A 20,088-nucleotide genomic window follows, 5' to 3' on the forward strand; every position below is an offset into this window, starting at 1 on the left:
AACATGTGTGAGTTATTGGGCATGAGTGCCAATGTGCCAACGGATATTTGTTTTAGTTTTGCTGGCTTGCGCGCGCGAGGTGGCCGTACAGGCCCCCATAAAGATGGTTGGGGTATGGCCATGTATCGCGATAAAGATGTGTGGGCAATTCATGATCCAAGACCCAGTGCTGACTCAGACATGGCGGAGGTAATGAGTAACACCTCCTTGAAATGTGACATAGTGATTAGCCATATTCGCCAAGCCAATGTGGGGGCGGTTTCATTACTCAATACACATCCTTTTAGCAGAATGTTGTGGGAAGAAACTTGGACATACGCTCATAACGGTCAACTTGAGGATTCGTCTGCTTTGCCTGTTGATGACTATGCACCCCTTGGTAATACGGACTCAGAACGTGCTTTTTGCTGGATTTTATCCCAATTAAAACAGCGTTTTTCTGATCAGAAACCCGATTTAGATCTGCTGTCGGCAACCTTGTTTGAGCTTGCTACCCAGCTTAAAGAGCGTGGCGTCTTTAATATGATGTTATCCGATGGTCAAAGACTGTATTGTTTCTGTACCACCAAACTGCATTGGATTACTCGCCGAGCGCCTTTCAGAAAGGCCAGCTTGTCCGATGAAGATGTCACCATAGATTTCAAAGAAGTTACCACAGACAAAGATGTGGTGACGGTGATTGTCACCCAACCCTTAACGGCGGATGAGGTGTGGCAGCAAATGCAAGAAGGGGAGCTTTGTGTTTTTGAAGGCGGTGAAGTGGTGGCGCAAATAAAGCCATAATGCCTTCATTGTAAAGGACACTTTTATAAAAAAATCCCGCTTAGGTCACGGCACCTAAGCGGGATTTTTTGTGATGGAATGGGCTATTACTGCACAAGCTCGTTGTCGGTGAATTCACCTTCAAACAAAGCGGTAGATAAGTAACGCTCGCCAGAGTCTGGTAAAACTACGACAATTTTCTTGCCTTCAAACTCTGCTTCTTGGCTTAGGCGTTCTGCTGCCACAACCGCTGCGCCACAAGAGATACCACATAGGATGCCTTCTTCGCGCATTAAGCGTTTCGCCATAGCAATGGCATCTTCATTGGAAACTTGCTCAACACGGTCAACAATTGATAGATCTAAGTTCTTAGGGACAAAGCCTGCACCAATACCTTGGATCTTGTGAGGTGCTGGTGTTGGCGTTTCGCCATTCAGTGTTTGGCTGATAACAGGTGAGCTGGTAGGTTCAACCGCCACACTGGTAATGGCTTTGCCTTGGGTGTTTTTGATGTAACGGCTAACACCTGTAATGGTGCCACCTGTACCAACACCTGCGACAAACACATCGATTTCACCCGCTGTGTCTTCCCAAATTTCTGGGCCTGTGGTTTTTTCATGAATTTCCGGGTTGGCTGGGTTTTCAAATTGTTGCAACAAGACAAAGTTTTCATCTTGAGCGATTTCTTGGGCTTTCTCTATAGCACCTTTCATGCCTTTAGCTGGCTCAGTCAATACGATGTTTGCGCCTAGAGCTTTCATTACCTGACGGCGTTCCACACTCATGCTTGATGGCATAGTGATGGTAATAGGGTAGCCGCGTGACGCCGCTACAAAACATAAAGCAATACCTGTGTTGCCGCTGGAAGGTTCAACAATGGATTTGCCTTCGCTCAAAATGCCTTTTTTCTCAGCGTCCCAAACCATATTGGCGCCGATACGACATTTCACAGAAAAAGCGGGATTACGAGCTTCGATTTTCGCCCAGATATTGCCGTTACCAATGCGGTTAAGGCGTACCAGTGGCGTGTCGCCAATGGATAAAGAATTATCTTCGAAAATTTGCTGAGACATACGATTTCCTTATTATTGAGAGGTTTTATAAGACGTCGAAGGTTTAGTAATCGAACCCGTAAACAGACAACACTATAACCCCTTCATAGGGATTAATGTTAGAATTTACAACCATATAGATAGAAACGATGCGCTCGGCTTACAACATCAAACGACTTCGCATCAACTAAATAGGATAACCCTTTGGATACCATGGATCATCATGTCTTAATGACGCGCGATCGTCATCTTATTGCCCAAAAAACGGCGCAATTAGCAAAACGTAAAAAAGACGGCTTACCCCATGACCGTATGGCGAACGAATTGCAGCAAATGATTGAGAAATCAGCGGCTTTGTTTCAATCTCGTCAAGCCTGCATGCCCACCATCAAATACGATGAAAGCCTACCTGTCGCGGCTCGTGCCGAAGAAATAATAAGCGCCATAGAGAATAACCAAGTGGTTATTATTGCCGGTGAAACGGGCTCAGGTAAAACCACCCAGCTTCCCAAAATGTGTTTGCAAGCGGGTCGTGGTGTTGCTGGGCTAATTGGTCATACTCAACCTCGTCGTATTGCAGCACGAAGTGTGGCGGAGCGTATCAGTGATGAAATGCAGGTCAACTTGGGGGAACAAGTGGGCTTTCAGGTGCGATTCAGCGATGAAAGCAATGAACAGACCCTAGTTAAGTTAATGACAGACGGTATTTTGTTGGCCGAAATCCAACAAGATAAACTGCTGTATAAATACGATACCATCATCATAGATGAAGCCCACGAGCGTAGCTTAAACATCGACTTTTTGTTGGGCTATCTAAAACGTGTGTTAGAAAAACGTCCTGATCTTAAAGTCATCGTCACCTCTGCCACTATAGACGTGGAACGCTTCTCGCAGCATTTCAGTGATGCTCCCATCATTGAAGTGTCTGGTCGAACTTACCCTGTGGAAGTGCGTTACCAGCCATTATTGAGCAAATCGGACTCGGAAGAGTTGGACGAAGACCAAAGCATGGAGCAGGGTATTCTCGATGCGGTGGAATTGTTAATTGCGGAAGAGCGGAAAACCGGTTATCGAGGCGCGGGTGATATTCTGGTATTTTTGCCCGGTGAACGTGAAATTCGTGAAACGGCCGAGATTCTGCGTCGAGCGGAATTACGCAGCACCGAAGTGTTACCCCTTTACGCTCGTCTAAGTGCCAGTGAGCAAAAACGAATTTTCAAAGCCCATTCTGGTCGCCGAATCGTCTTGTCTACCAACGTTGCCGAAACCTCATTAACCGTGCCCGGCATTCGTTATGTGATAGACCCGGGTCTTGCCCGTATTAGTCGCTACAGTGTGCGCTCTAAGGTTCAGCAATTACCTATTGAGAAGATCAGCCAAGCCAGTGCGAACCAAAGGGCGGGGCGCTGTGGACGTGTTGCCGATGGTATTTGTATTCGTTTATACGATGAGGCCGATTTCCAAGCGCGCGCTGAATTTACCGACCCAGAAATTTTCCGAACCAACTTAGCGTCGGTCATCCTGCAAATGGCCAACTTGCGCTTAGGTGCAGTAGAGAAGTTCCCCTTCGTTGAAATGCCTGAAAAACGCATGATCAACGATGGTTATCGAGCATTAACTGAGTTGGGAGCGTTACAAGGGGAGCGACTTACCCCAGTGGGTCGTCAACTGGCCAAGCTGCCAATTGACCCAAAACTTGGGCGTATTCTGATTGCCGCTCAGCAGCATAATGTGTTGAAAGATGTGGCAGTGATCGTCAGTGCCTTGTCTATTCCAGACCCCCGTGAGCGCCCGCAGGATAAGAAAACTCAGTCTGACCAAGCACATGCTCAAGACAAAGACGAAGACTCGGATTTTGCGGTACTGCTTAACCTTTGGGAGCGGTTTGAAGGCCAGCGTCAGGAGTTGTCCCAAAACCAGCTACGCCAATATTGTCGTAAGCAGTTTTTAAACTTCATGCGTATGCGTGAATGGCGTGACATACACAGACAAATTTTAATTGCCTGCAAACAATTAGGCTTTAAAGAAGTGGCCAGCACAGAGCGTAATTACGAAGCCATTCACCGAGCTTTGTTAGCAGGCTTGTTTACACAAGTGGCCAATAAAATGGACGACAGTAAGGAGATGCTGGGCTGTCGCTCACGCAAGCTTTCTGTGTTCCCAGGCTCTATGTTGTTCAAAAAGCCTCCCCAATGGATCATGGCGGCGGAGCTCATGGAAACCAGCAAGCTGTACGCTCGGGTAGTGGCAAGAATTGATCCAAGTTGGATTGAGGAATACGCTGCTCCCTTTGTGAAACGTCAGTATTTCGACCCACATTTTGAGCGTAAGCAAGGCCGAGTCATGGCCAATGAACAGGTCTCATTGTATGGCTTAGTGCTCGTGGCGAAACGTCGAATTGATTATGGCCATGTGAATCCAGAAGAGGCACGGGAGATCTTTATTCGATCTGGGCTAGTAGAAGGTGAATTGCGCACCAAGCAGAAGTTCTTTATTCGTAACAAAGAACTGGTTGAACAGCTGGAAACTCAAGAAGCGAAACTTCGCACCCGTGACATCTTGGTGGACGATGAAAGTCTGTTTAATTTTTATGATCAACGTCTGCCCGACAAGGTACGTAACGCCAAGAGCCTAGACTATTTCGTTAAAACTTCCCCGGATGTCTTGTTTATGACTCGGGAAGATCTGGTGAACCAACAAGTAGAAGTGGATGAATTTGCCTTCCCAGACAGCTTTGGCTTGCATGGGGTCGCTTTACCCATTGATTATCAGTTTGATCCCGGTAAAGCCAAAGACGGTGCCACCTTGAAAGTCCCTGTAGGCTTGTTGCGACAGCTTAGTTTGGATGATCTTGGTTGGGCAGTACCAGGCTTTATCAAAGAACGCTGTGAAGCTTTGTTACGTGGTTTGCCTAAAGCCTTAAGGCGTCGGTTTGTACCAATTCCACAGTTCGTTGACCGTGTTTACCCTAATCTTTCTAAGGACAAAGGGGAGTTGCTGGCTCAGTTGAGTCTTCAAATTAAGCGTGAAACCCTGATCGATATTCCATTGAATGAATGGAATGCCGAAAAACTTGATTCTCACTTAACTTTGAATCTCGAAGTCGTAGACGAGCGGGGCAAGGTGCTGGGTGTAGGCAAGGATTTAGCTAAGCTACAAAGCCAATTCAGCGAGCTTGTTGAAGAGAGTTTTGCCAAGTTTGGTACTAAGCAACACGAGCAAGACAATCTAAGCCAATGGCCGGATCAAGATATTCCTGAGCGCCAAGAAATCACTCAAGCTGGCATTAAGGTAACAGCGTTTCCTGCCTTGGTGTCTCAAGGGGACAGTGTGGCCTTGAAGATGTTTGATGATCAATCTACAGCCCAGGAAAATCACCGCCAAGGGGTAATTGCCCTGTTAAAACTTACCCTGCAAAAAGACATGCGTTATTTGCAGAAGAACTTGCCTCACTTGCGTGAATCTTTATTGATATTTGCGCCGTTAGGAAAAAAAGAACTTCTTCTAGAAGACTTGCTCAATGCCATTTTGGATAAGGTCTTTTTAGATGGCCGACCTTTGCCGCGTCGTCAAAAGGAATTTGAGCAATGTATCAGCGATCATAAAGGTCAATTGGTTACCGTAGCTAATGAGATGGCAACCCAACTGTACCGCGTCTTGTCCTCCTATCAAGGGGTAGCGAAAAAGATGAAGGGTCAAATTCCTTTGCCTTGGACGCGAGTTTACGGAGACATTAAAGTGCAGTTAGGAAATTTGATTTACCCAGGCTTCATTGGCAAAACGCCACTTTTTTGGCTGGGTCAACTGCCAAGGTATTTCAAAGGCATAGAGGTGCGACTTGAACGTTTTCAAAATCATTTGAACAAAGAAAACGCTTTTGTGTCTGAGTTAGAATCTTTGTGGCAAACTTATCAAAGACAACAAACAGCGCATAATGAAAAATCTCTGTACGATCCAGAGTTGGTAAAATATCGCTGGATGTTGGAAGAATATAGAATTTCATTGTTTGCTCAGTCTGTTGGTACATTAGAGCCAATTTCAGATAAGCGCTTATCAAAGCAATGGCAGCTGGTGAAAAAGCTGGTGTAAGGTTTACATGAATCACCTCATTTAGGGTGTAAGAAAGGAAGTTAACGCATGAAAAGTCTAGTGGCTGCTTTTGGCCTAAGTTTTGTAATGCTCTGCGCTCAGCCGGCTATTTCCGCCACGGAAGAAGACCCTTGGGAAGGGTTTAACCGTGCCATGTTTAGCTTTAATGATGGCTTGGATTCAGTGTTGTTGAAGCCTGTGGCAGAAGGCTATAAAGCAATCACCCCAACACCAGTTCAAAAAGGGGTGAGTAATGTTTTTTCTAACCTTGGGGAGATAGGTAATTTTTCCAATAACCTCTTGCAAGGTAAATGGGATGCCACGGCGTCCTCGTTTTTTCGCTTCGTGATTAACAGCACGGCTGGTTGGTTTGGTATTTTTGATGTGGCCAGCGAGATGGGCTTAAAGCGCTATGAAGAAGACTTTGGCCAGACCTTGGGCTACTGGGGCGTGGACTCTGGTCCTTATTTGGTTTTGCCTTTCTTTGGGCCTTCAACGGTACGTGATGCGGGTGGTTTAGCAGTGGACTACTACAACTACGATGCCACCGAAGAGCTGGATTTAAACCACGATGAGCGTTGGGCTGTGCGTGGTTTGGATATCGTTGAAACACGGGCAGGATTATTATCTTTCGAAGGCTTTATCTTTGGCGATCGCTACTCATTTATTCGTGACGTGTATCTGCAAAATCGTGTTAACGCCGTTTACGATGGTGAACCTCCGCAATCCGAAACAGCTTCAGGCGATAGTTGGGGGGATGACAGCTGGGGTGATGATGATTGGGAAGACGACGATTGGGAGAATGAAGAGTTTTAAACTCAACCAAAGTAACGCTCATCTTCGGCAACATCACGGGTAACAACAGCATTAGCGGCGATGATAGCTCGGTCGCCAATGGTGACTCCTGGTAAGACTTTCGCGCCACCACCAATCCATACCTGATGACCAATGCGGATTTCTTTCGCATAGCAAATGCCTTCAGCCCGTTGCTGGGCATCTCTTGGGTGATCGACCGTATAAAGATGAACCCCCGGGCCTAGTAAAACATTATCTCCGATATAAATGGCTGCACTGTCCAGCAGTACGCAAGCAAAATTTATATAGACGTTTTTGCCGCAATGGATTTGGCTGCCATAGTCGCATTGAAAACCTGGCTCTATTTGTAATTGCTCAAAACTTCCCAAGAGACGGGTAATGTGGCGTAGGTTGCCTTTACTCGGATGTGCGTTGTATTTGGCACAAGCGAGACGGGCTACTTCACGGCGCAAGCGTAGGTCTAGGTCTAATGGGTTGAAGACTTCACCAGCAAGCATTTTCTCAAATTCTGAACGCATAATTACCCTAATTTTAAAGATAAAAAACGCGACATAAGGTCGCGTTTTTATTGAGCTACTTTTGCCTGTTAAGGCTAAGTCATTACAGCATAGAAGCTAGCGTTTCTTCTAGTTTGCGTTGGTCTACTGCAAAGTTACGGATACCTTCAGAAAGCTTCTCAGTGGCCATGGCATCTTCGTTCATTGCCCAACGGAACGCAGACTCTGTGATGGCTTCAGGGGCAGGCTTAACGCTAGTGGCTGGTAGCAATTTACGCTCTAGAGTGCCTTCGTCTTTCTTCAACTCTTCCAAAAGGGCAGGGCTGATTGTTAAACGGTCACAGCCTGCTAGTTGCTCGATTTCACCAATGTTACGGAAGCTTGCGCCCATAACAACCGTGTTGTAACCGTGCTCTTTGTAGTAGTTGTAGATTTCAGTAACGGATACTACACCTGGATCTGTTTCTGCTGTGTAAGTTTCGCCAGTAGATTTTTTGTACCAGTCAAGAATACGGCCTACGAAAGGAGAGATCAGGTAAACACCAGCTTCAGCACATGCTTGAGCTTGAGCAAAAGAGAACAGTAAAGTTAGGTTACAGTTGATGCCTTCTTTTTCTAGCTCTTCTGCAGCTTTAATACCTTCCCAAGTAGAAGCGGCTTTGATCAGAACGCGGTCACGAGAAACACCTGCTTCTTCGTACAGGGCGATCAATTTGCGTGCTTTAGCAAGGGTCGCGTCTTTGTCGAAAGACAAGCGTGCGTCCACTTCTGTAGAAATACGGCCAGGTACGTATTTTAGGATCTCAGTACCTACGATGACAGCTAGTTTGTCACCTGCATCTAGAATTTGCTGGGCTTTGTCATCACTTTGGGTTTTCGCCCAAGCAACGGCTTGCTCAAGGAAAGGAGCATACTCTGGAATTTGCGCGGCTTTTAGCATCAAAGATGGGTTAGTGGTTGCATCTTCTGGTAAAAAGTCTTTGATAGCTGTGATATCACCTGTGTCGGCCACAATGGTCGTGAACTCTTTTAGTTGAGATAACTTGTTGCTCATTGCTCTATCCTTTGTGTTGATGATGTTTGACCAAATCAATGGCCTCTAATAATACATTAACTTTTGCGTCGGCTTTATGACCATTTTCAGAAAGGTAGCGACGGAACTGTTTGCCGCCGGCTTGACCTTGGAAAATACCTAAAATGTGCCGTGTAAGGTGCAATAGTCGTTCACCTTCTGCGAGTTTCTGTTCCACATAAGGAACAAAAGCTTCCAGCGCTTGGTAGCGATCACTCACACAAGGCTGACCATGGTAAATTTCTTGGTCAACTTGGCTGAGTAACCAAGGGTTATGGTATGCCTCACGGCCTAGCATCACCCCGTCTAATTGGGTTAAATGGTTTTTACATTCCGCTATGGTTTTAATGCCGCCATTAAGAATGATTTCAAGGTCTGGGAAATCTTTCTTTAACTGATAAACATAATCATATTTTAGCGGCGGCACTTCGCGATTCTCTTTCGGGCTTAAACCCTGCAAGATCGCATTACGAGCATGCACAATAAAGGTTTTTACTCCAGTGCTGGCTATATCGCCAACAAAATCCCGAACCACACTGTAGTCTTCTTGATCGTCTAACCCAATACGGTGCTTAATAGTGACAGGTAGGCTAGTGGCATCCTGCATGGCACGCATGGCGTCTTTCACTTTTTCAGGGTGAGCCATTAAACAGGCGCCAATTAGGCTGTTCTGCACTCTATCGCTTGGGCAACCCGCATTGAGATTTACCTCATCAAACCCGGCACGCTCCGCCATCTTGGCGCACTCAGCTAATGCTTTGGCATCAGCACCCCCTAATTGCAGAGCTATAGGGTGTTCACACTCATCGTACTTTAAAAAACGTTCAGGGTGATTGCCCTGCAATAAAGCACCCGTGGTGACCATTTCAGTGTAAAGCAGGGTTTGTTTCGTGAGAGTACGGGCAAACACTCGATAATCACTGGTGGTCCAATCCATCATGGGTGCGATGGAAAAGCGTCTATCCAGCTTATCCTTTGTGTTTACAGGGCTTGCGCCTATTTCTTGTGGCATTTTATAAAATCAACAATCTTGTAAGTGGTTCGCTATGCACTAACATCGTGCTGCGAATGATTCCTGACATTATGTCATAAAATTACAGGATTTCTAAGCGCATTGGCTTATGGTTTTTCACATAAATTAAATACTTGGTTAAGAATTTTCTAAAAGCGCGGGCGGTATTGCGACATGCGGAATAGAGGGGGCTGGGAAGAGGTGAGGGAGTGTTTTAAGTGTAAGCGACTAAGTCTAGATGGTTGCAGTTGGATGATGGAGCCTCATTTATTGATAAAGGGGGATGATTTTATTAACTAACAGAGTTAGAAATTTCCTAATGCCAAATCAACCCTGTATCGGCTATTCAAATCTCTAACTGCTTTAATAAGTGTGACAGGTAGACACTTTGGAGAAGATGAAGCGAGGAGATTCCGGTCTATTTAAAAGTTGGCTGATTTTTCAGTTCTACTCTCAATTGCTCACGTAAATTGTATAGTTTTCTGTATTCTCGAATTGCTTCTTTCAGTCCAGTTCTTACTTCTTCTATATCTGGAGTAGGTGTTGTGCGGGAAATTTGTTCATCAATTACAGATGGTTCAAGTCTTTCTATCAAAAGGTCATCTGGATGTATTTCATTTTCTCTATTTGTATGTAGGCTACAACTATCCATGATTTTGTAACGCTGGGCTCGTATAACACTTTCTAAGGTAGATAATATATCCTCTGTTAAATTATTGTATGCGTTTGCTTGTTTTATCGCTTGGAATATATCCCAAAATTTATTAACTCTCTCTTCTTTTGGGTTTGAAATGTCAGAAAGAGCACCTCCTGTTTGCAAAGATAATTTTAACAGCGCTCTGAAGTTTGAGTCACGTGCATATTGAAGTTCTATTATGGCTAGTTGTACATCGTGTTTAACCTCTTTTAGTTTTACTAAGTTGCCTGCAATAGAAAATTCTTGTACTTGATCTGAAAGTGAAATTAAAAGAGATATAACTGCGAAGATGCTTACAAGGCTGACAAATTCAGCGCCAGTTAATTTATAACTTTGTAATAATTCTATGCCTATGAATACCGTCACGGAAAAAATAAGAAAACCAATAATTGTATGGATAATTTTTTGGTATTTTGGTTGTTGAGTCGTCATGAGGCTTCCATTATAAAGTATTTGATCTTGCTACTTTATCTCAGACTTCTGCATTAATAAAATGTTGGCTTACTTTGCAGAAAATTGGGAGCTCCTAGCTCTTACAAAAATGATGAGTGTGTGTATTTGCTGACAGACTGTGATGAGCTTGATTTAACTGATGTGGCGTTCAAAAGTTATCAGGCTGGATTTTCTCCCGTAAAACGGGGCATATGTGGGCGTTGCAACAAGCCGAGTTTCTGTCGTATTAAGATTGGTTTTTTGCCAGAGTTTCTTACTGTCCCTTCAGCATTAGTGCCAGCCCATAAAGTCCCCGATGCGACAGGCCATGTTTACTATCATGGTCGTGTAGCTGATGCGGACGACGAGTGGAAGAAGGTGAGTGGGCATTATTTGAGTCAGTTGTTTATAGCTTATTCAGGCATAAAGGCTTTGCTGAAATAAAGAATGGCCCATGTGAGGGCCATTTTTTATGGGGCGGGATTACATGTTGTAAACGCCGCCATTGATGTCCAGAGTAGCTCCTGTAATGAAACCATCGTATTCCGAGGCTAGGTAAGTCACAGCGCGGGCTACGTCGTCTGCGTTACCAGCACGTTTGATCGGAATGCTTGCAGTGGTTTCATCGGCAGATTCTTTGGTGGTGTGTGTGTTGTGGAAAGATGTGCCAAGGATCAAGCCAGGCGCCACAGCGTTAACACGAACACCTTGTGGGCCAAGTTCAGCAGACAGGGCACGAGTGAAGGTTAAGATAGCGCCTTTACTGGTTGAGTAAACCAAAGAGCCTGGGTGACCACCTTTACGACCCGCAAGAGAAGCAAGGTTTACTATGCTGCTGTTTTCGTTCTTGGTTAGGTGAGGAGTCGCAGCGCGAGTAACAAACATCATGGACGTTAGGTTAATGTCCATCACCTTATGCCAGAAGTCGGTTTCCATTTCGTTAAGTAATTTTCGCGCGACCAAAGAGCCTGCGTTGTTAATTAAGATGTCCAAGCTGCCAAGCTCGCTCACAGTTTTTTCAACCAGTGCGTTGGCTTGTGCTTCGTCTGTTAGGTCGCCACTGATAGCAACGGCTTTTTGGCCTTTGCTCGCAGCGTATTCGATAAGTTTGTTGGCTGTGTCGGCGCTAGAGAAGTAGTGAATGGCGAGGTTTGCACCACTATCAATGAGGTGTTTTGTGATGGCTTCGCCAATACCTTGAGCACCAGCAGTGATAAGAATGTTCTTTCCTGTCAATTTATTATTCATGTTATTCCTATATTAAATACAGTAGACAATGTAAAGAAGGCTATTTTGCCTCGTTCATTTCAGTGAAAGCTATCAAGGGGTGTGACCACATCCTTGGCCTGAAATTGTCATACAATAATATACGAAAATTTACTTTGACGTGTAGTCTAAAATGCAAATTCCTCATTGTGATTGGACATTGTGGAAAGAATAAAACAAAAGATAAATTGAGTATATTATTTATCTTAATGGGTTTTTGGTTGAAATTACTGATTATCGAAAAAGTGGTTGGGAAGTTTAGCTGGCGCACATAGGTAGACTAGGTCGGGTAGGTTTTCATACCAACCCGACCTAATGCTCACCTTGGGTTTACGGGCTCTGCCGGTGGGCTTTGGTTAAGGTCACACCCTAGGTTTGTGTTTTTAGGGCTAAGGGGGCGAATTTTTCCATGGTCACGATAAAACCCTAAATCATTTAGGTAATGATCGTTTAGATGGTTCAAGCTTCTTTGGGTGCGTGCTTGATGAAAGTAGTTTTTTGCGTAGTTTAGTAGGGCGATTAGACTCATAATTTCTCTCCAGTTAAGGGCGAAATTTACGAGGTTTTGAAAGGGAATTTGAAGCAAGACCGCGTAAATTTCGCGGTCAATGTGATGGGTATTACCTAGCCATTGAACGCGTGACAAAACGAATGGTATTTCGTTTTGAGCAGACGGATCGAGAGATAGTGGCGTAGGTCACAGTGTTAATGATCATGCGTATCTCCTTCAAATGTGTTCAACGGAATTTACTTATTGCTAAAATGAATAAGTGCTTATATTCAGCCTGATAAGCGCTTTTATGTCAACCAGTTGAGGTGAAAAAACAGACAGCTTTTTGCGATCGACAAGTGACTGGTGAGTTTAGCCTTGTTAATCACTCCTTTCGGTGTTTTTTGCTGTACAATGCACGCGCCTAATATTGGGCATTCATCTTTTTCAGAGTAGTGATTCACCAGCATGGCTATTAAAGCAACTGTTTACAAAGCATCCGTACAGGTTTCCGATATGGATCGTCATCATTATCAGGGTTACGACCTAACATTAGCGCTGCATCCATCCGAAACTCAGGAGCGGATGATGGTGCGTTTGGCGGCGTTTGCCTTGTTGGCCGACGAAAAAGAAGGTGAGGAGCAGCTCGCTTTTACGAAAGGAATCAGTACCGAAGATGAGCCGGATTTATGGCAAAAAAATTATTCTGATGAAGTCCTGCTATGGGTAGAGCTAGGCCAGCCAGACGAAAAACGTCTTCGTAAAGCCTGTGGTCGTGCTCAACAAGTCATTGTTGTGAATTATAACGACAAGTCCGATATCTGGTGGCAACAAAATCAGGGCAAGAATAGCCGCTTTGATAACCTACGTGTGTTGCAGTTTGCTGAGTCCCAAGTGGTGCTATTGGCTGAGTTGTGTGCTCGTTCTATGCAGTTGAATGTCACCATTCAAGACGGTGAAATGTGGATCTCAAGTGAGCGTGGTGAATGTTTGATGACGCCAATATGGCGAGGCGAATCCTAATCCACCTCGCCATAGGTCGCTTTAGCTTTTATGTAGGGTGTTTTTAAACAAAGCGACGGCTTTTGCGTAAAACTCTAAGGCTAATGCGGGATCGTAACGGTCCCCTTCATCACGCATAAAAGCGTGTTGGCCATTTACTTCATACCAAGTGAAATTACGCTCAGTATCCATTAGTTGCTGGTAAATCTTTTGGCGGCCAGTGGTTGGTACGTGAGGGTCTTGTTTGCCCCAAACCATGACCAATTCACCTTGAATTTCCTCTGTGCGAGTAAAGGAATCGTTACCTTCTTCACAAGGTAAAGTATTAGAGTGAATGTCTGTTGCATAAAGGCAGAAAGCTGCTTGGATACAAGGATTCAATGCTGCTCGATAGGCCAAATGCCCACCAAGGCAAACCCCCATTGCACCAAATTGCCCGCTGCAATAATCTTCTTGTTCGAAATAGCTGATCATCGCCACAGTATCGCTGTCATGAGCTTCTAAAGGCTTGGTGAATTTGTCGTTATTGCCCTTGTCTTTGCCTTCATCATCGTAACCCAACACTGTGCCAATAGGGTTTAATTCGTGATGAACTTCTGGCACTAACACCACAAAGCCGTGGCCTGCCATAATGGCGGCTGAGCGAGCGATAGGGGCGGTTTGTTGGAAGATTTCAGAGTAAAAGATAATGCATGGGTAGCGACCTTCAGCTTGTGGGCGATAGACGGTGCAGCGCATTAAGCCTGTAGGTGTGGTTATGTCTTGATCGTGTTGTTGGATGATCATGGTGTTCCTTAAATTGTGTTACTTTCCTACATGATATGCGACCTAGCTTAGAAAACGAAGAATAGAGAAGGGAAATCGTGAGAATATTATTGATCAGTGCCTACGAGGCAAGCAGCCATAAAGCTTGGGCGCATACATTGATGTCTGGGTTGAGTGAGCATCAATGGCAATATCTGGCGTTACCCGCAAGGCACTTTGCTTGGCGCATTCGAGGCAACGCGCTAAGTTTTGCCATGGATGCAGACTACCGGCCATTGTTAGATGCCCAATACGATCTTGTTGTGGCTACCTCTATGACAGATTGTGCCGGTCTAAAAGCCCTGTGTCCGAACTTACAAAGGATTCCATGGTTGCTGTATTTTCACGAGAATCAATTTGCCTATCCTGCCAATGACAAACAGCAAGGTTTGGTGGAAATGCAGATGGTCACTTTGTACAGTGCCATGGCGGCAGATAAATGCGTGTTTAACAGTCATTTTAACCAGCAAAGCTTTTTCGATGGCGCCAGAGCTTTATTAAAAAAGCTACCTGATTACTCATCTCCTAACTGGTTGCAAGCGGTTGAGGAGCGCTCTTGCGTATTGCCTGTCCCTATTGAAGTCAGCACGGATTTGGTTAAGCCAGTTAAGCGGTATGACTCTTCGGAGTCTATCAAACTGGTTTGGAATGCCCGCTGGGAGTTTGATAAAGGCCCAGATCGGTTGCTGGCAATTTTAAAAGAGTTGGAATCACGGCATCAGGACTTTCAAATTGCGGTATTAGGGGAGCAGTTTCGTGAAGTGCCAAAAGCGTTTGCGGAAATAAAACGGCGGTATTCCCATCGTATCGAGCACTTTGGTTATGTACCAAGTCGTGAGCAATACCTGAATTATCTTGCCAGCGCGCATGTGGTGCTCTCAACTGCCTTGCATGAATTTTTAGGCTTGGCGGTATTGGAAGCGGTGAGTCTAGGTTGTGTTCCTTTGCTGCCTAATCGTCAGGTGTATCCAGAGTTATTTGCAAAAGATTATTTGTACGGCAGCGTGCTAGAAGATGTCGAGCAAGAAGCCATTAGTGCCGTAGATACGCTTTTAGCTCTGTTGGAAAATCCCCAGCCATTGCCAAGTTGTCAGGGCTTTAGTCGCGAAACACTCTTGCCAAGTTATCAGGCATTATTCGAGCAGCTAGCAAAGCCTAATTAAGCCTTGCTGGCTGGATGGAAGGGTTTTAAATCCAAACAATTGCCCTGCATAGCTTTGGCATCTTCTGCATCGTGGGTCACCAAAAGGGCAGGAATGTTGGCGTGGCGAATTTCGGCTAAAACAAACTCCCTCACATCTCTTCTTAAGGCTGGGTCTAACTTACTGAAGGGTTCGTCCAATAACAGAAAGTCTGGCTGGGCGAGCAAGGTTCTAAGTAAGGCAACACGGGCTTGCTGACCACCAGATAGTTGATCTGCCATGGCACAAGCTTTATCCGCTAAGCCAAGCTTAAGCAGGGCTTGATGAGCTTGTTCGGCACGTTGTTGCTTCGGCATCTGTTCTGGAATGGCAAACAGCAAGTTTTCTAAAATACTCATGTGGGGGAATAGCAAAGGAGATTGCTGCAATAAACCGACTTTACGACTTTGGATAGACTTGGTGTGAATCGCTTGTTGGTTGAGCAGTACTTCACCTTGGGCGCTAAGCTGAGGCGCCAAGGTGCCGCTAAGATAGCTCAATAAGCTGGATTTACCGATACCACTTGGCCCCATAATAGAAAGCACTTGGCCGTTCTCTATGTCGAAGCTCAAATTATCAATGAGTTTTTTACTGCCGTTATGCAGTGTGAAGTTTTTTAGGCTTAGCACTGGCGATCCTTTTGTGTTTGAGAAGTGGATGGGCTCAGCCTTAAAAACAGGCTCTTGCAGGCCAACCGCCACTTGGTCCAACGGGGTGGTAAGCTTTGGGCTAACCAAAATATCAAAATAGGGAAGAGAGCTTGAAGCAATGCCATGGCCCCCACTTGTTTTCTATCACCTGATGCCGCTTGGGCGACAGCCTCTGTTGTCAGTGTGCTGTAGCGGCCTTCACCCGCGATCAAAGTGGGCAAATATTGGGCAATGCTGACCGAAAAACCGATTGCAAAAGCGGTAAATAAAGGTGGCTTAAGCATGGCAAGTTTAATTCTGAAATAGTTACGCAATGGCTGATGGTTTAAACGATTAGCCTGTTGTAAATAGCTTTGATTAAACGCCAAGTAGGGGCCTTGCAGGGTTAGATAAACATATGGCAATACATACATGAGGTGTAAGGCAATAATGGCGCAGAGATCACCGTTTAAATCCAAATAGATTAACAATACATGCAGGCCAAACAAAAAACCTATTTGTGGTAGTAAAATCGGCACATAAATGAGCCAGTCGAATAAGTGTCTGGCATGACGTGTACCAGCACTTTGACGCTTACTTTCCAGCATGAGTAGGCTGAGCCCACAAGCTAGTAATGTGGTGATGATGGCAATGATCAGGGTGTTAGACGAGAGCTCCATCAGTAATGGATAGGCCCGAGAAAGATTGTCCATGGTCCATTGTGATGGCAGTGCATCAGGAAAGCGCCAGCGCTTCGCAAATGACCAGATCGGCAATAGCAGCAAAGCCACCACGCTCAAAAGTAATGTCAGCTGGCCAGAGAAAGCTCCGAATCGAAGTAAATAGTCGGAAGGACCGCAGCGTCTTCCATTACTGCGTTCCGCTCGGGTTAAGAGGCTCAGTAATTTATGGCTCATTTCCCAGCCCGCTAGGGTGAAGACGATGACCAGCATTAATATGACGGCGCCAGCACTGGCCACAAAGCGCATGGCAAGGTCTGGGTCATTAAACCAGCGTAATAGAGTGACCGCCAAAGTAGAGGGGGTGTTAGGCCCAATAACAAGAGCTAGGTCCACTACGGTTAGGCTAAAGGCGATAACAATGAATAAAGGTAAGCGAATAATTGGGTAAAGCTGAGGGATCAACACTTTACGCCAAAGAGTAAGACGACCATAACCAAGGGCTTGACCCACTTCTAGGCTTTGTCTGGCTTTAATGCTCTTCATAGATGACAGCATGACAAATAGCAAGTAAGGCATTTCTTTTACGATTAAGGCAAAAATCAGCGATAGTCCATAGGGGTCTTGTACGCTAATCCAATTGGGTGGTCGCTGAAAATCTGTCAGCCAAGGGCTAAAAATCCGTACCAGCCAGCCTGATGGACTGAGCAAGAAGAGTAGCCCAATGGCAATTGCCGCATGGGGAATGGCCAAAATGGGCGCTAACAAGCTTTCTAATTTTGCAAAAATTGGCTTTTGATACCCCCAAGCCAGTAATGACAAGGCAAGCCACAAGGCCAATATGGGGGCGCCAATACCGGTAATCAGAGTAAGCTTGAGGCTGCTATAGAATTCCCCTTGTGCGAAAAGTTGAGACCACGCGCTTAAGGAAAATTGATATTCTCCTAGGGGGGGAAAGTAATGGAAAGCAGGTAAAATAGTGCCCACTAATCCTATAACAATAGGAAAAGCGAGCAAAAGGCCAATCGATAAGGCTAGCCAACGGGAATGGGGTAATGACATCTATGTTGTTACTTCACTAAACAAGAAAACTTATTGGGCATATCGCTTGCGCCATTCATTTTCTAGGGCGGTGCTCCAGCTGCTGTGAGGCTCAGGCAAGGTGTTACCTAGCTCTTCAATGGTTAGTGTAGCGATACCGCGAGGTAAATCATCAAACTGACCTTGTTCTTTTTCGCTCAATTTATCATAAGCTAAAACACTCAAATCTCCCCAAACTGTCGGTGTTTGCTTGTAGATCTGTGCTTCTGGGGAAAGTAGGAAATTGGCAACCACTTGAGCGCCCGCTTTGGCACCACTGTTATATGGAATGGCAACAAAGTGAGTGTTACCGATAGTGCCGCGGTCAAATACGTAAGAACGAACCGTATCGGCAAGGTTTCCTTGATCAATTTGTACGGAAGCGGCGGATAAATCGAAGCTTAAGGCCACATCAATCTCTTGATCATCCAATAAGCGCATCATTTCTTCTGAGCTTGAAGGAAAGGTTTGACCGTTACGCCAAGCCACCTGATGAAGTTCGTCTAGGTAGTGCCAAAGTGGTTCTGTAATGCTGGCAAAGTCAACTGAGTCCACTGGCATAAGCAGTGTAGATGGGTCGATAGCAACTTCATGTAGAACCTGTTTTAGAAAGGCGGTACCGACAAATTGCGGTGGCTCTGGGTAGGTAATGCGGCCAGGATTTTGTTTGGCGTATGCCAGTAACTCCAAGCTAGATTTTGGTGGCGTGGTAAGTGTGTGGGTATCGTGCATGAATACCACTTGCGCCATGCCCCAAGGAGACTCCATGCCTTCCACCGAGGTGCCAAAGTCTTGGGTTAAACTCTGTCTAGCATTTTCATCAATATAGGCCTGATAATTGGGTAGGCCTTGTGAAAAAGGACCGAAAAGAAGCTGATTATCTTTCATGGCACGGAAGTTCTCACCGTTGAGCCAGATAAGATCCGTCGAGCCATGCTGATCTTTGCCCGCAGCTTTTTCTGCGATCACTCGGTTAACCGCGTCAGCCGTGTCCGTAAGTTTTACATGTTTTAGATTAACATCATACAGGTCTTCAATTCGGTCGGCAGCCCATTGGATATAGCCATTAATATTATCGGCACCGCCCCAAGCATTAAAGTACACAGTCTGGCCTTTGGCTTCTTCTAGGGTGTCTTGCCAAGCACTGTGTGCCGGTAGGCTGGTGAAGAGTAAAGAAGTACACAGGGAAGCGGCCGCGAACGATAATTTCATCAATATCTCCGAATTAAACTTAGGTTATGAGTGTTAGACGTAAGCTAAGTTCAATTTATTACAGTAGTTTTTTAAAGGATTAGGTTTTTATTAACAAATTGATTTAGCGTAACATGTTGCAGGCTCAAATGGACTGAGTGTTTTCCAATTTAATTCGAGGTGTTATGGCTTATCAAATTTTTTCACACACGCTACCCAGTGCCACACCGGGCACTCAGCGGGTTTTAAAAGCCCATCATTTTGGAGAGGCGGGCGCCCGACCTAAAGTCTATTTGCAAGCTGGCCTACATGCGGATGAGTGGCCGGGTTTTCTCGTGCTCAACCGCCTGCTGAAGCGTTTAAAAACTGCAGAAGAGGCAGGTTTGATCCAAGGTGAAATCATCATAGTGCCGGTGGCTAACCCGATTGGTCTGGCGCAAAACTTTCACGGCTATATTCCAGGGCGTTTTGCATTTTCAGATGGTGGCGGGAACTTTAACCGCAACTGGCCGCAACTTGGTACCAAAGTCGAAAAACGTATCAAGGGTGATATTACAGGCCATGAAGATCATGACTTAGTCCTAATTCGCCAAGCCATTAATGACGAGCTGGCCCTGCTTCCTGAGGCAACGGAGTTGCAAGGCATGAAGAAAACCTTGTTGGCTTTGTCTATGGATGCAGATGAAATCATTGACCTTCACTGTTCTGGTGAGGCTTCCATGCATGCTTATGTGGCGCAAGAATTTGAAAATCATTTTGCTCCCTTGCTGGCGTTACTGGGGGCAAAGGTTGGTTTGTCTGAGCTGGAAACCGGCGCATCGTCTTTTGATGAAACCAATGTCAGTGTGTGGCGTCATTTGAAATCCCATTATGCACACTTAATCCCTTGGGGCGCACGTTCGCTTACCCTTGAGTTGCGCGGTGAAAACGATATTTCTGATGAGTTTGCAGAGCAAGACGCCAAAGCCTTGTACGACTATTTCGTATTGCGTGGTGTCCTAGCGGGTGAAACTCCTGTGGTGGATGTGAGCAATGTGGAATATTACCCATTAGATGCTATGGATCTGGTCAAAGCCCCTTGTGCTGGTATTGTCTGCTATCACAAAGAAATAGGTGATGAAGTAGAAGCTGGCGAGGTGATAGGAGAGGTGGTGAACCTCATGGAAGACGATGTAAGCACTTCTAGCTATCCACTGGTGGCGCGAACTAATGGTGTGTTTTTCGCTCGAGTGCAGCGTAGGCTGGTGGTGTATGGTGAGTCCATTGCAAAAATAGCAGGCCGAGAGCATTTGGCTTTTCGTGAGATTGGTCACTTATTTGAAGATTAGGCAAAGCT

At 45.4% G+C, this 20,088-nt stretch carries 18 protein-coding genes; 7 read left to right on the forward strand and 11 right to left on the reverse strand.

Annotated features, from left to right (window positions below; all coding sequences use genetic code 11):
• Positions 1-3 precede the first annotated feature (3 nt).
• The gene (locus tag ACUM5Y_RS11390) at positions 4-783 is read left to right on the forward strand and encodes a class II glutamine amidotransferase (RefSeq protein WP_445976997.1); all 780 of its coding nucleotides are present in this window, start codon (positions 4-6) and stop codon (positions 781-783) included.
• 86 nt (positions 784-869) lie between these two features.
• Here the strand turns inward: ACUM5Y_RS11390 and cysK are convergent, their stop codons facing one another.
• Complete coding sequence (cysK, locus tag ACUM5Y_RS11395) at positions 870-1,835, reverse strand: cysteine synthase A (RefSeq protein ID WP_445976998.1); 966 nt, start codon at positions 1,833-1,835, stop codon at positions 870-872.
• 192 nt (positions 1,836-2,027) lie between these two features.
• Between cysK and hrpA the strand changes: the two genes are divergently transcribed.
• Both hrpA and ACUM5Y_RS11405 read left to right on the forward strand, forming a co-directional pair.
• Positions 2,028-5,903, forward strand: coding sequence for an ATP-dependent RNA helicase HrpA (gene hrpA, locus ACUM5Y_RS11400; protein WP_445977268.1), 3,876 nt, complete (start codon positions 2,028-2,030; stop codon positions 5,901-5,903).
• A gap of 48 nt (positions 5,904-5,951) precedes the next feature.
• Positions 5,952-6,719: an MlaA family lipoprotein gene (locus ACUM5Y_RS11405; protein WP_445976999.1), complete on the forward strand. Its 768-nt coding sequence runs from the start codon at positions 5,952-5,954 to the stop codon at positions 6,717-6,719.
• A 2-nt stretch (positions 6,720-6,721) separates the two neighbouring features.
• Here ACUM5Y_RS11405 and ACUM5Y_RS11410 read toward each other — a convergent pair whose 3' ends face one another.
• From ACUM5Y_RS11410 to ACUM5Y_RS11425, 4 genes are all read right to left on the reverse strand, one after another.
• Positions 6,722-7,237, reverse strand: a complete 516-nt coding sequence (locus ACUM5Y_RS11410) for a sugar O-acetyltransferase (protein ID WP_445977000.1) — start codon at positions 7,235-7,237, stop codon at positions 6,722-6,724.
• 82 nt (positions 7,238-7,319) lie between these two features.
• The gene (gene tal / locus ACUM5Y_RS11415) at positions 7,320-8,270 is read right to left on the reverse strand and encodes a transaldolase (protein WP_445977001.1); all 951 of its coding nucleotides are present in this window, start codon (positions 8,268-8,270) and stop codon (positions 7,320-7,322) included.
• Between the two features lie 4 nt (positions 8,271-8,274).
• The gene (gene dusA / locus ACUM5Y_RS11420; RefSeq protein ID WP_445977002.1) at positions 8,275-9,300 is read right to left on the reverse strand and encodes a tRNA dihydrouridine(20/20a) synthase DusA; all 1,026 of its coding nucleotides are present in this window, start codon (positions 9,298-9,300) and stop codon (positions 8,275-8,277) included.
• Positions 9,301-9,718: 418 nt separating this feature from the next.
• Positions 9,719-10,429 carry a hypothetical protein gene (locus ACUM5Y_RS11425; RefSeq protein WP_445977003.1) on the reverse strand — a complete coding sequence of 237 codons (711 nt, stop codon included), beginning with the start codon at positions 10,427-10,429 and terminating at the stop codon, positions 9,719-9,721.
• 120 nt (positions 10,430-10,549) lie between these two features.
• Between ACUM5Y_RS11425 and ACUM5Y_RS11430 the strand changes: the two genes are divergently transcribed.
• Positions 10,550-10,873: a hypothetical protein gene (locus ACUM5Y_RS11430; protein WP_445977004.1), complete on the forward strand. Its 324-nt coding sequence runs from the start codon at positions 10,550-10,552 to the stop codon at positions 10,871-10,873.
• Between the two features lie 39 nt (positions 10,874-10,912).
• On the opposite strand, the gene ACUM5Y_RS11435 is transcribed toward ACUM5Y_RS11430, so the two are convergent.
• Positions 10,913-11,677 (reverse strand): SDR family NAD(P)-dependent oxidoreductase, encoded by a 765-nt coding sequence (locus tag ACUM5Y_RS11435; protein ID WP_445977005.1) that lies wholly within the window; start codon positions 11,675-11,677, stop codon positions 10,913-10,915.
• Positions 11,678-12,014: 337 nt separating this feature from the next.
• Positions 12,015-12,224, reverse strand: a complete 210-nt coding sequence (locus ACUM5Y_RS11440) for a hypothetical protein (protein ID WP_445977006.1) — start codon at positions 12,222-12,224, stop codon at positions 12,015-12,017.
• Between the two features lie 429 nt (positions 12,225-12,653).
• Here ACUM5Y_RS11440 and ACUM5Y_RS11445 point away from each other — a divergent pair, with 429 nt between their 5' ends.
• On the forward strand, positions 12,654-13,208 hold the full coding sequence (locus ACUM5Y_RS11445) for a YaeQ family protein (RefSeq protein ID WP_445977007.1): 555 nt from the start codon (positions 12,654-12,656) through the stop codon (positions 13,206-13,208).
• Between the two features lie 21 nt (positions 13,209-13,229).
• On the opposite strand, the gene ACUM5Y_RS11450 is transcribed toward ACUM5Y_RS11445, so the two are convergent.
• Positions 13,230-13,973, reverse strand: coding sequence for a dienelactone hydrolase family protein (locus ACUM5Y_RS11450; RefSeq protein ID WP_445977008.1), 744 nt, complete (start codon positions 13,971-13,973; stop codon positions 13,230-13,232).
• Between the two features lie 77 nt (positions 13,974-14,050).
• Between ACUM5Y_RS11450 and ACUM5Y_RS11455 the strand changes: the two genes are divergently transcribed.
• On the forward strand, positions 14,051-15,154 hold the full coding sequence (locus ACUM5Y_RS11455) for a tRNA-queuosine alpha-mannosyltransferase domain-containing protein (RefSeq protein WP_445977009.1): 1,104 nt from the start codon (positions 14,051-14,053) through the stop codon (positions 15,152-15,154).
• Here ACUM5Y_RS11455 and ACUM5Y_RS11460 read toward each other — a convergent pair.
• From ACUM5Y_RS11460 to ACUM5Y_RS11470, 3 genes are read right to left on the reverse strand one after another with little or no spacing between them, the layout of a single operon-like run.
• On the reverse strand, positions 15,151-15,801 hold the full coding sequence (locus ACUM5Y_RS11460) for an ATP-binding cassette domain-containing protein (protein WP_445977010.1): 651 nt from the start codon (positions 15,799-15,801) through the stop codon (positions 15,151-15,153). The genes ACUM5Y_RS11455 and ACUM5Y_RS11460 overlap by 4 nt on opposite strands.
• On the reverse strand, positions 15,795-17,543 hold the full coding sequence (locus ACUM5Y_RS11465; RefSeq protein ID WP_445977011.1) for an ABC transporter permease: 1,749 nt from the start codon (positions 17,541-17,543) through the stop codon (positions 15,795-15,797). The genes ACUM5Y_RS11460 and ACUM5Y_RS11465 overlap by 7 nt, the downstream gene beginning before the upstream one ends.
• Before the next feature lie 30 nt (positions 17,544-17,573).
• Positions 17,574-18,773 carry an ABC transporter substrate-binding protein gene (locus ACUM5Y_RS11470; protein WP_445977012.1) on the reverse strand — a complete coding sequence of 400 codons (1,200 nt, stop codon included), beginning with the start codon at positions 18,771-18,773 and terminating at the stop codon, positions 17,574-17,576.
• 164 nt (positions 18,774-18,937) lie between these two features.
• Between ACUM5Y_RS11470 and ACUM5Y_RS11475 the strand changes: the two genes are divergently transcribed.
• Positions 18,938-20,080, forward strand: a complete 1,143-nt coding sequence (locus ACUM5Y_RS11475) for a succinylglutamate desuccinylase/aspartoacylase family protein (RefSeq protein ID WP_445977013.1) — start codon at positions 18,938-18,940, stop codon at positions 20,078-20,080.
• Positions 20,081-20,088 lie beyond the last annotated feature (8 nt).

The organism is Marinomonas dokdonensis, from assembly GCF_052747885.1.

What these genes read in the sequence shown, in the direction of transcription:
- ACUM5Y_RS11405 (WP_445976999.1), top strand. Translation starts at nt 5,952, where the DNA reads ATGAAAAGTCTAGTGGCTGCTTTTGGCCTAAGTTTTGTAATGCTCTGC.
- dusA (WP_445977002.1), bottom strand. Translation starts at nt 9,300, where the DNA reads ATGCCACAAGAAATAGGCGCAAGCCCTGTAAACACAAAGGATAAGCTG.
- ACUM5Y_RS11450 (WP_445977008.1), bottom strand. Translation starts at nt 13,973, where the DNA reads ATGATCATCCAACAACACGATCAAGACATAACCACACCTACAGGCTTA.
- ACUM5Y_RS11425 (WP_445977003.1), bottom strand. Translation starts at nt 10,429, where the DNA reads ATGACGACTCAACAACCAAAATACCAAAAAATTATCCATACAATTATT.
- ACUM5Y_RS11410 (WP_445977000.1), bottom strand. Translation starts at nt 7,237, where the DNA reads ATGCGTTCAGAATTTGAGAAAATGCTTGCTGGTGAAGTCTTCAACCCA.
- cysK (WP_445976998.1), bottom strand. Translation starts at nt 1,835, where the DNA reads ATGTCTCAGCAAATTTTCGAAGATAATTCTTTATCCATTGGCGACACG.
- ACUM5Y_RS11390 (WP_445976997.1), top strand. Translation starts at nt 4, where the DNA reads ATGTGTGAGTTATTGGGCATGAGTGCCAATGTGCCAACGGATATTTGT.
- ACUM5Y_RS11465 (WP_445977011.1), bottom strand. Translation starts at nt 17,543, where the DNA reads ATGTCATTACCCCATTCCCGTTGGCTAGCCTTATCGATTGGCCTTTTG.
- ACUM5Y_RS11435 (WP_445977005.1), bottom strand. Translation starts at nt 11,677, where the DNA reads ATGAATAATAAATTGACAGGAAAGAACATTCTTATCACTGCTGGTGCT.
- tal (WP_445977001.1), bottom strand. Translation starts at nt 8,270, where the DNA reads ATGAGCAACAAGTTATCTCAACTAAAAGAGTTCACGACCATTGTGGCC.
- ACUM5Y_RS11470 (WP_445977012.1), bottom strand. Translation starts at nt 18,773, where the DNA reads ATGAAATTATCGTTCGCGGCCGCTTCCCTGTGTACTTCTTTACTCTTC.
- hrpA (WP_445977268.1), top strand. Translation starts at nt 2,028, where the DNA reads ATGGATCATCATGTCTTAATGACGCGCGATCGTCATCTTATTGCCCAA.
- ACUM5Y_RS11445 (WP_445977007.1), top strand. Translation starts at nt 12,654, where the DNA reads ATGGCTATTAAAGCAACTGTTTACAAAGCATCCGTACAGGTTTCCGAT.
- ACUM5Y_RS11440 (WP_445977006.1), bottom strand. Translation starts at nt 12,224, where the DNA reads ATGAGTCTAATCGCCCTACTAAACTACGCAAAAAACTACTTTCATCAA.
- ACUM5Y_RS11475 (WP_445977013.1), top strand. Translation starts at nt 18,938, where the DNA reads ATGGCTTATCAAATTTTTTCACACACGCTACCCAGTGCCACACCGGGC.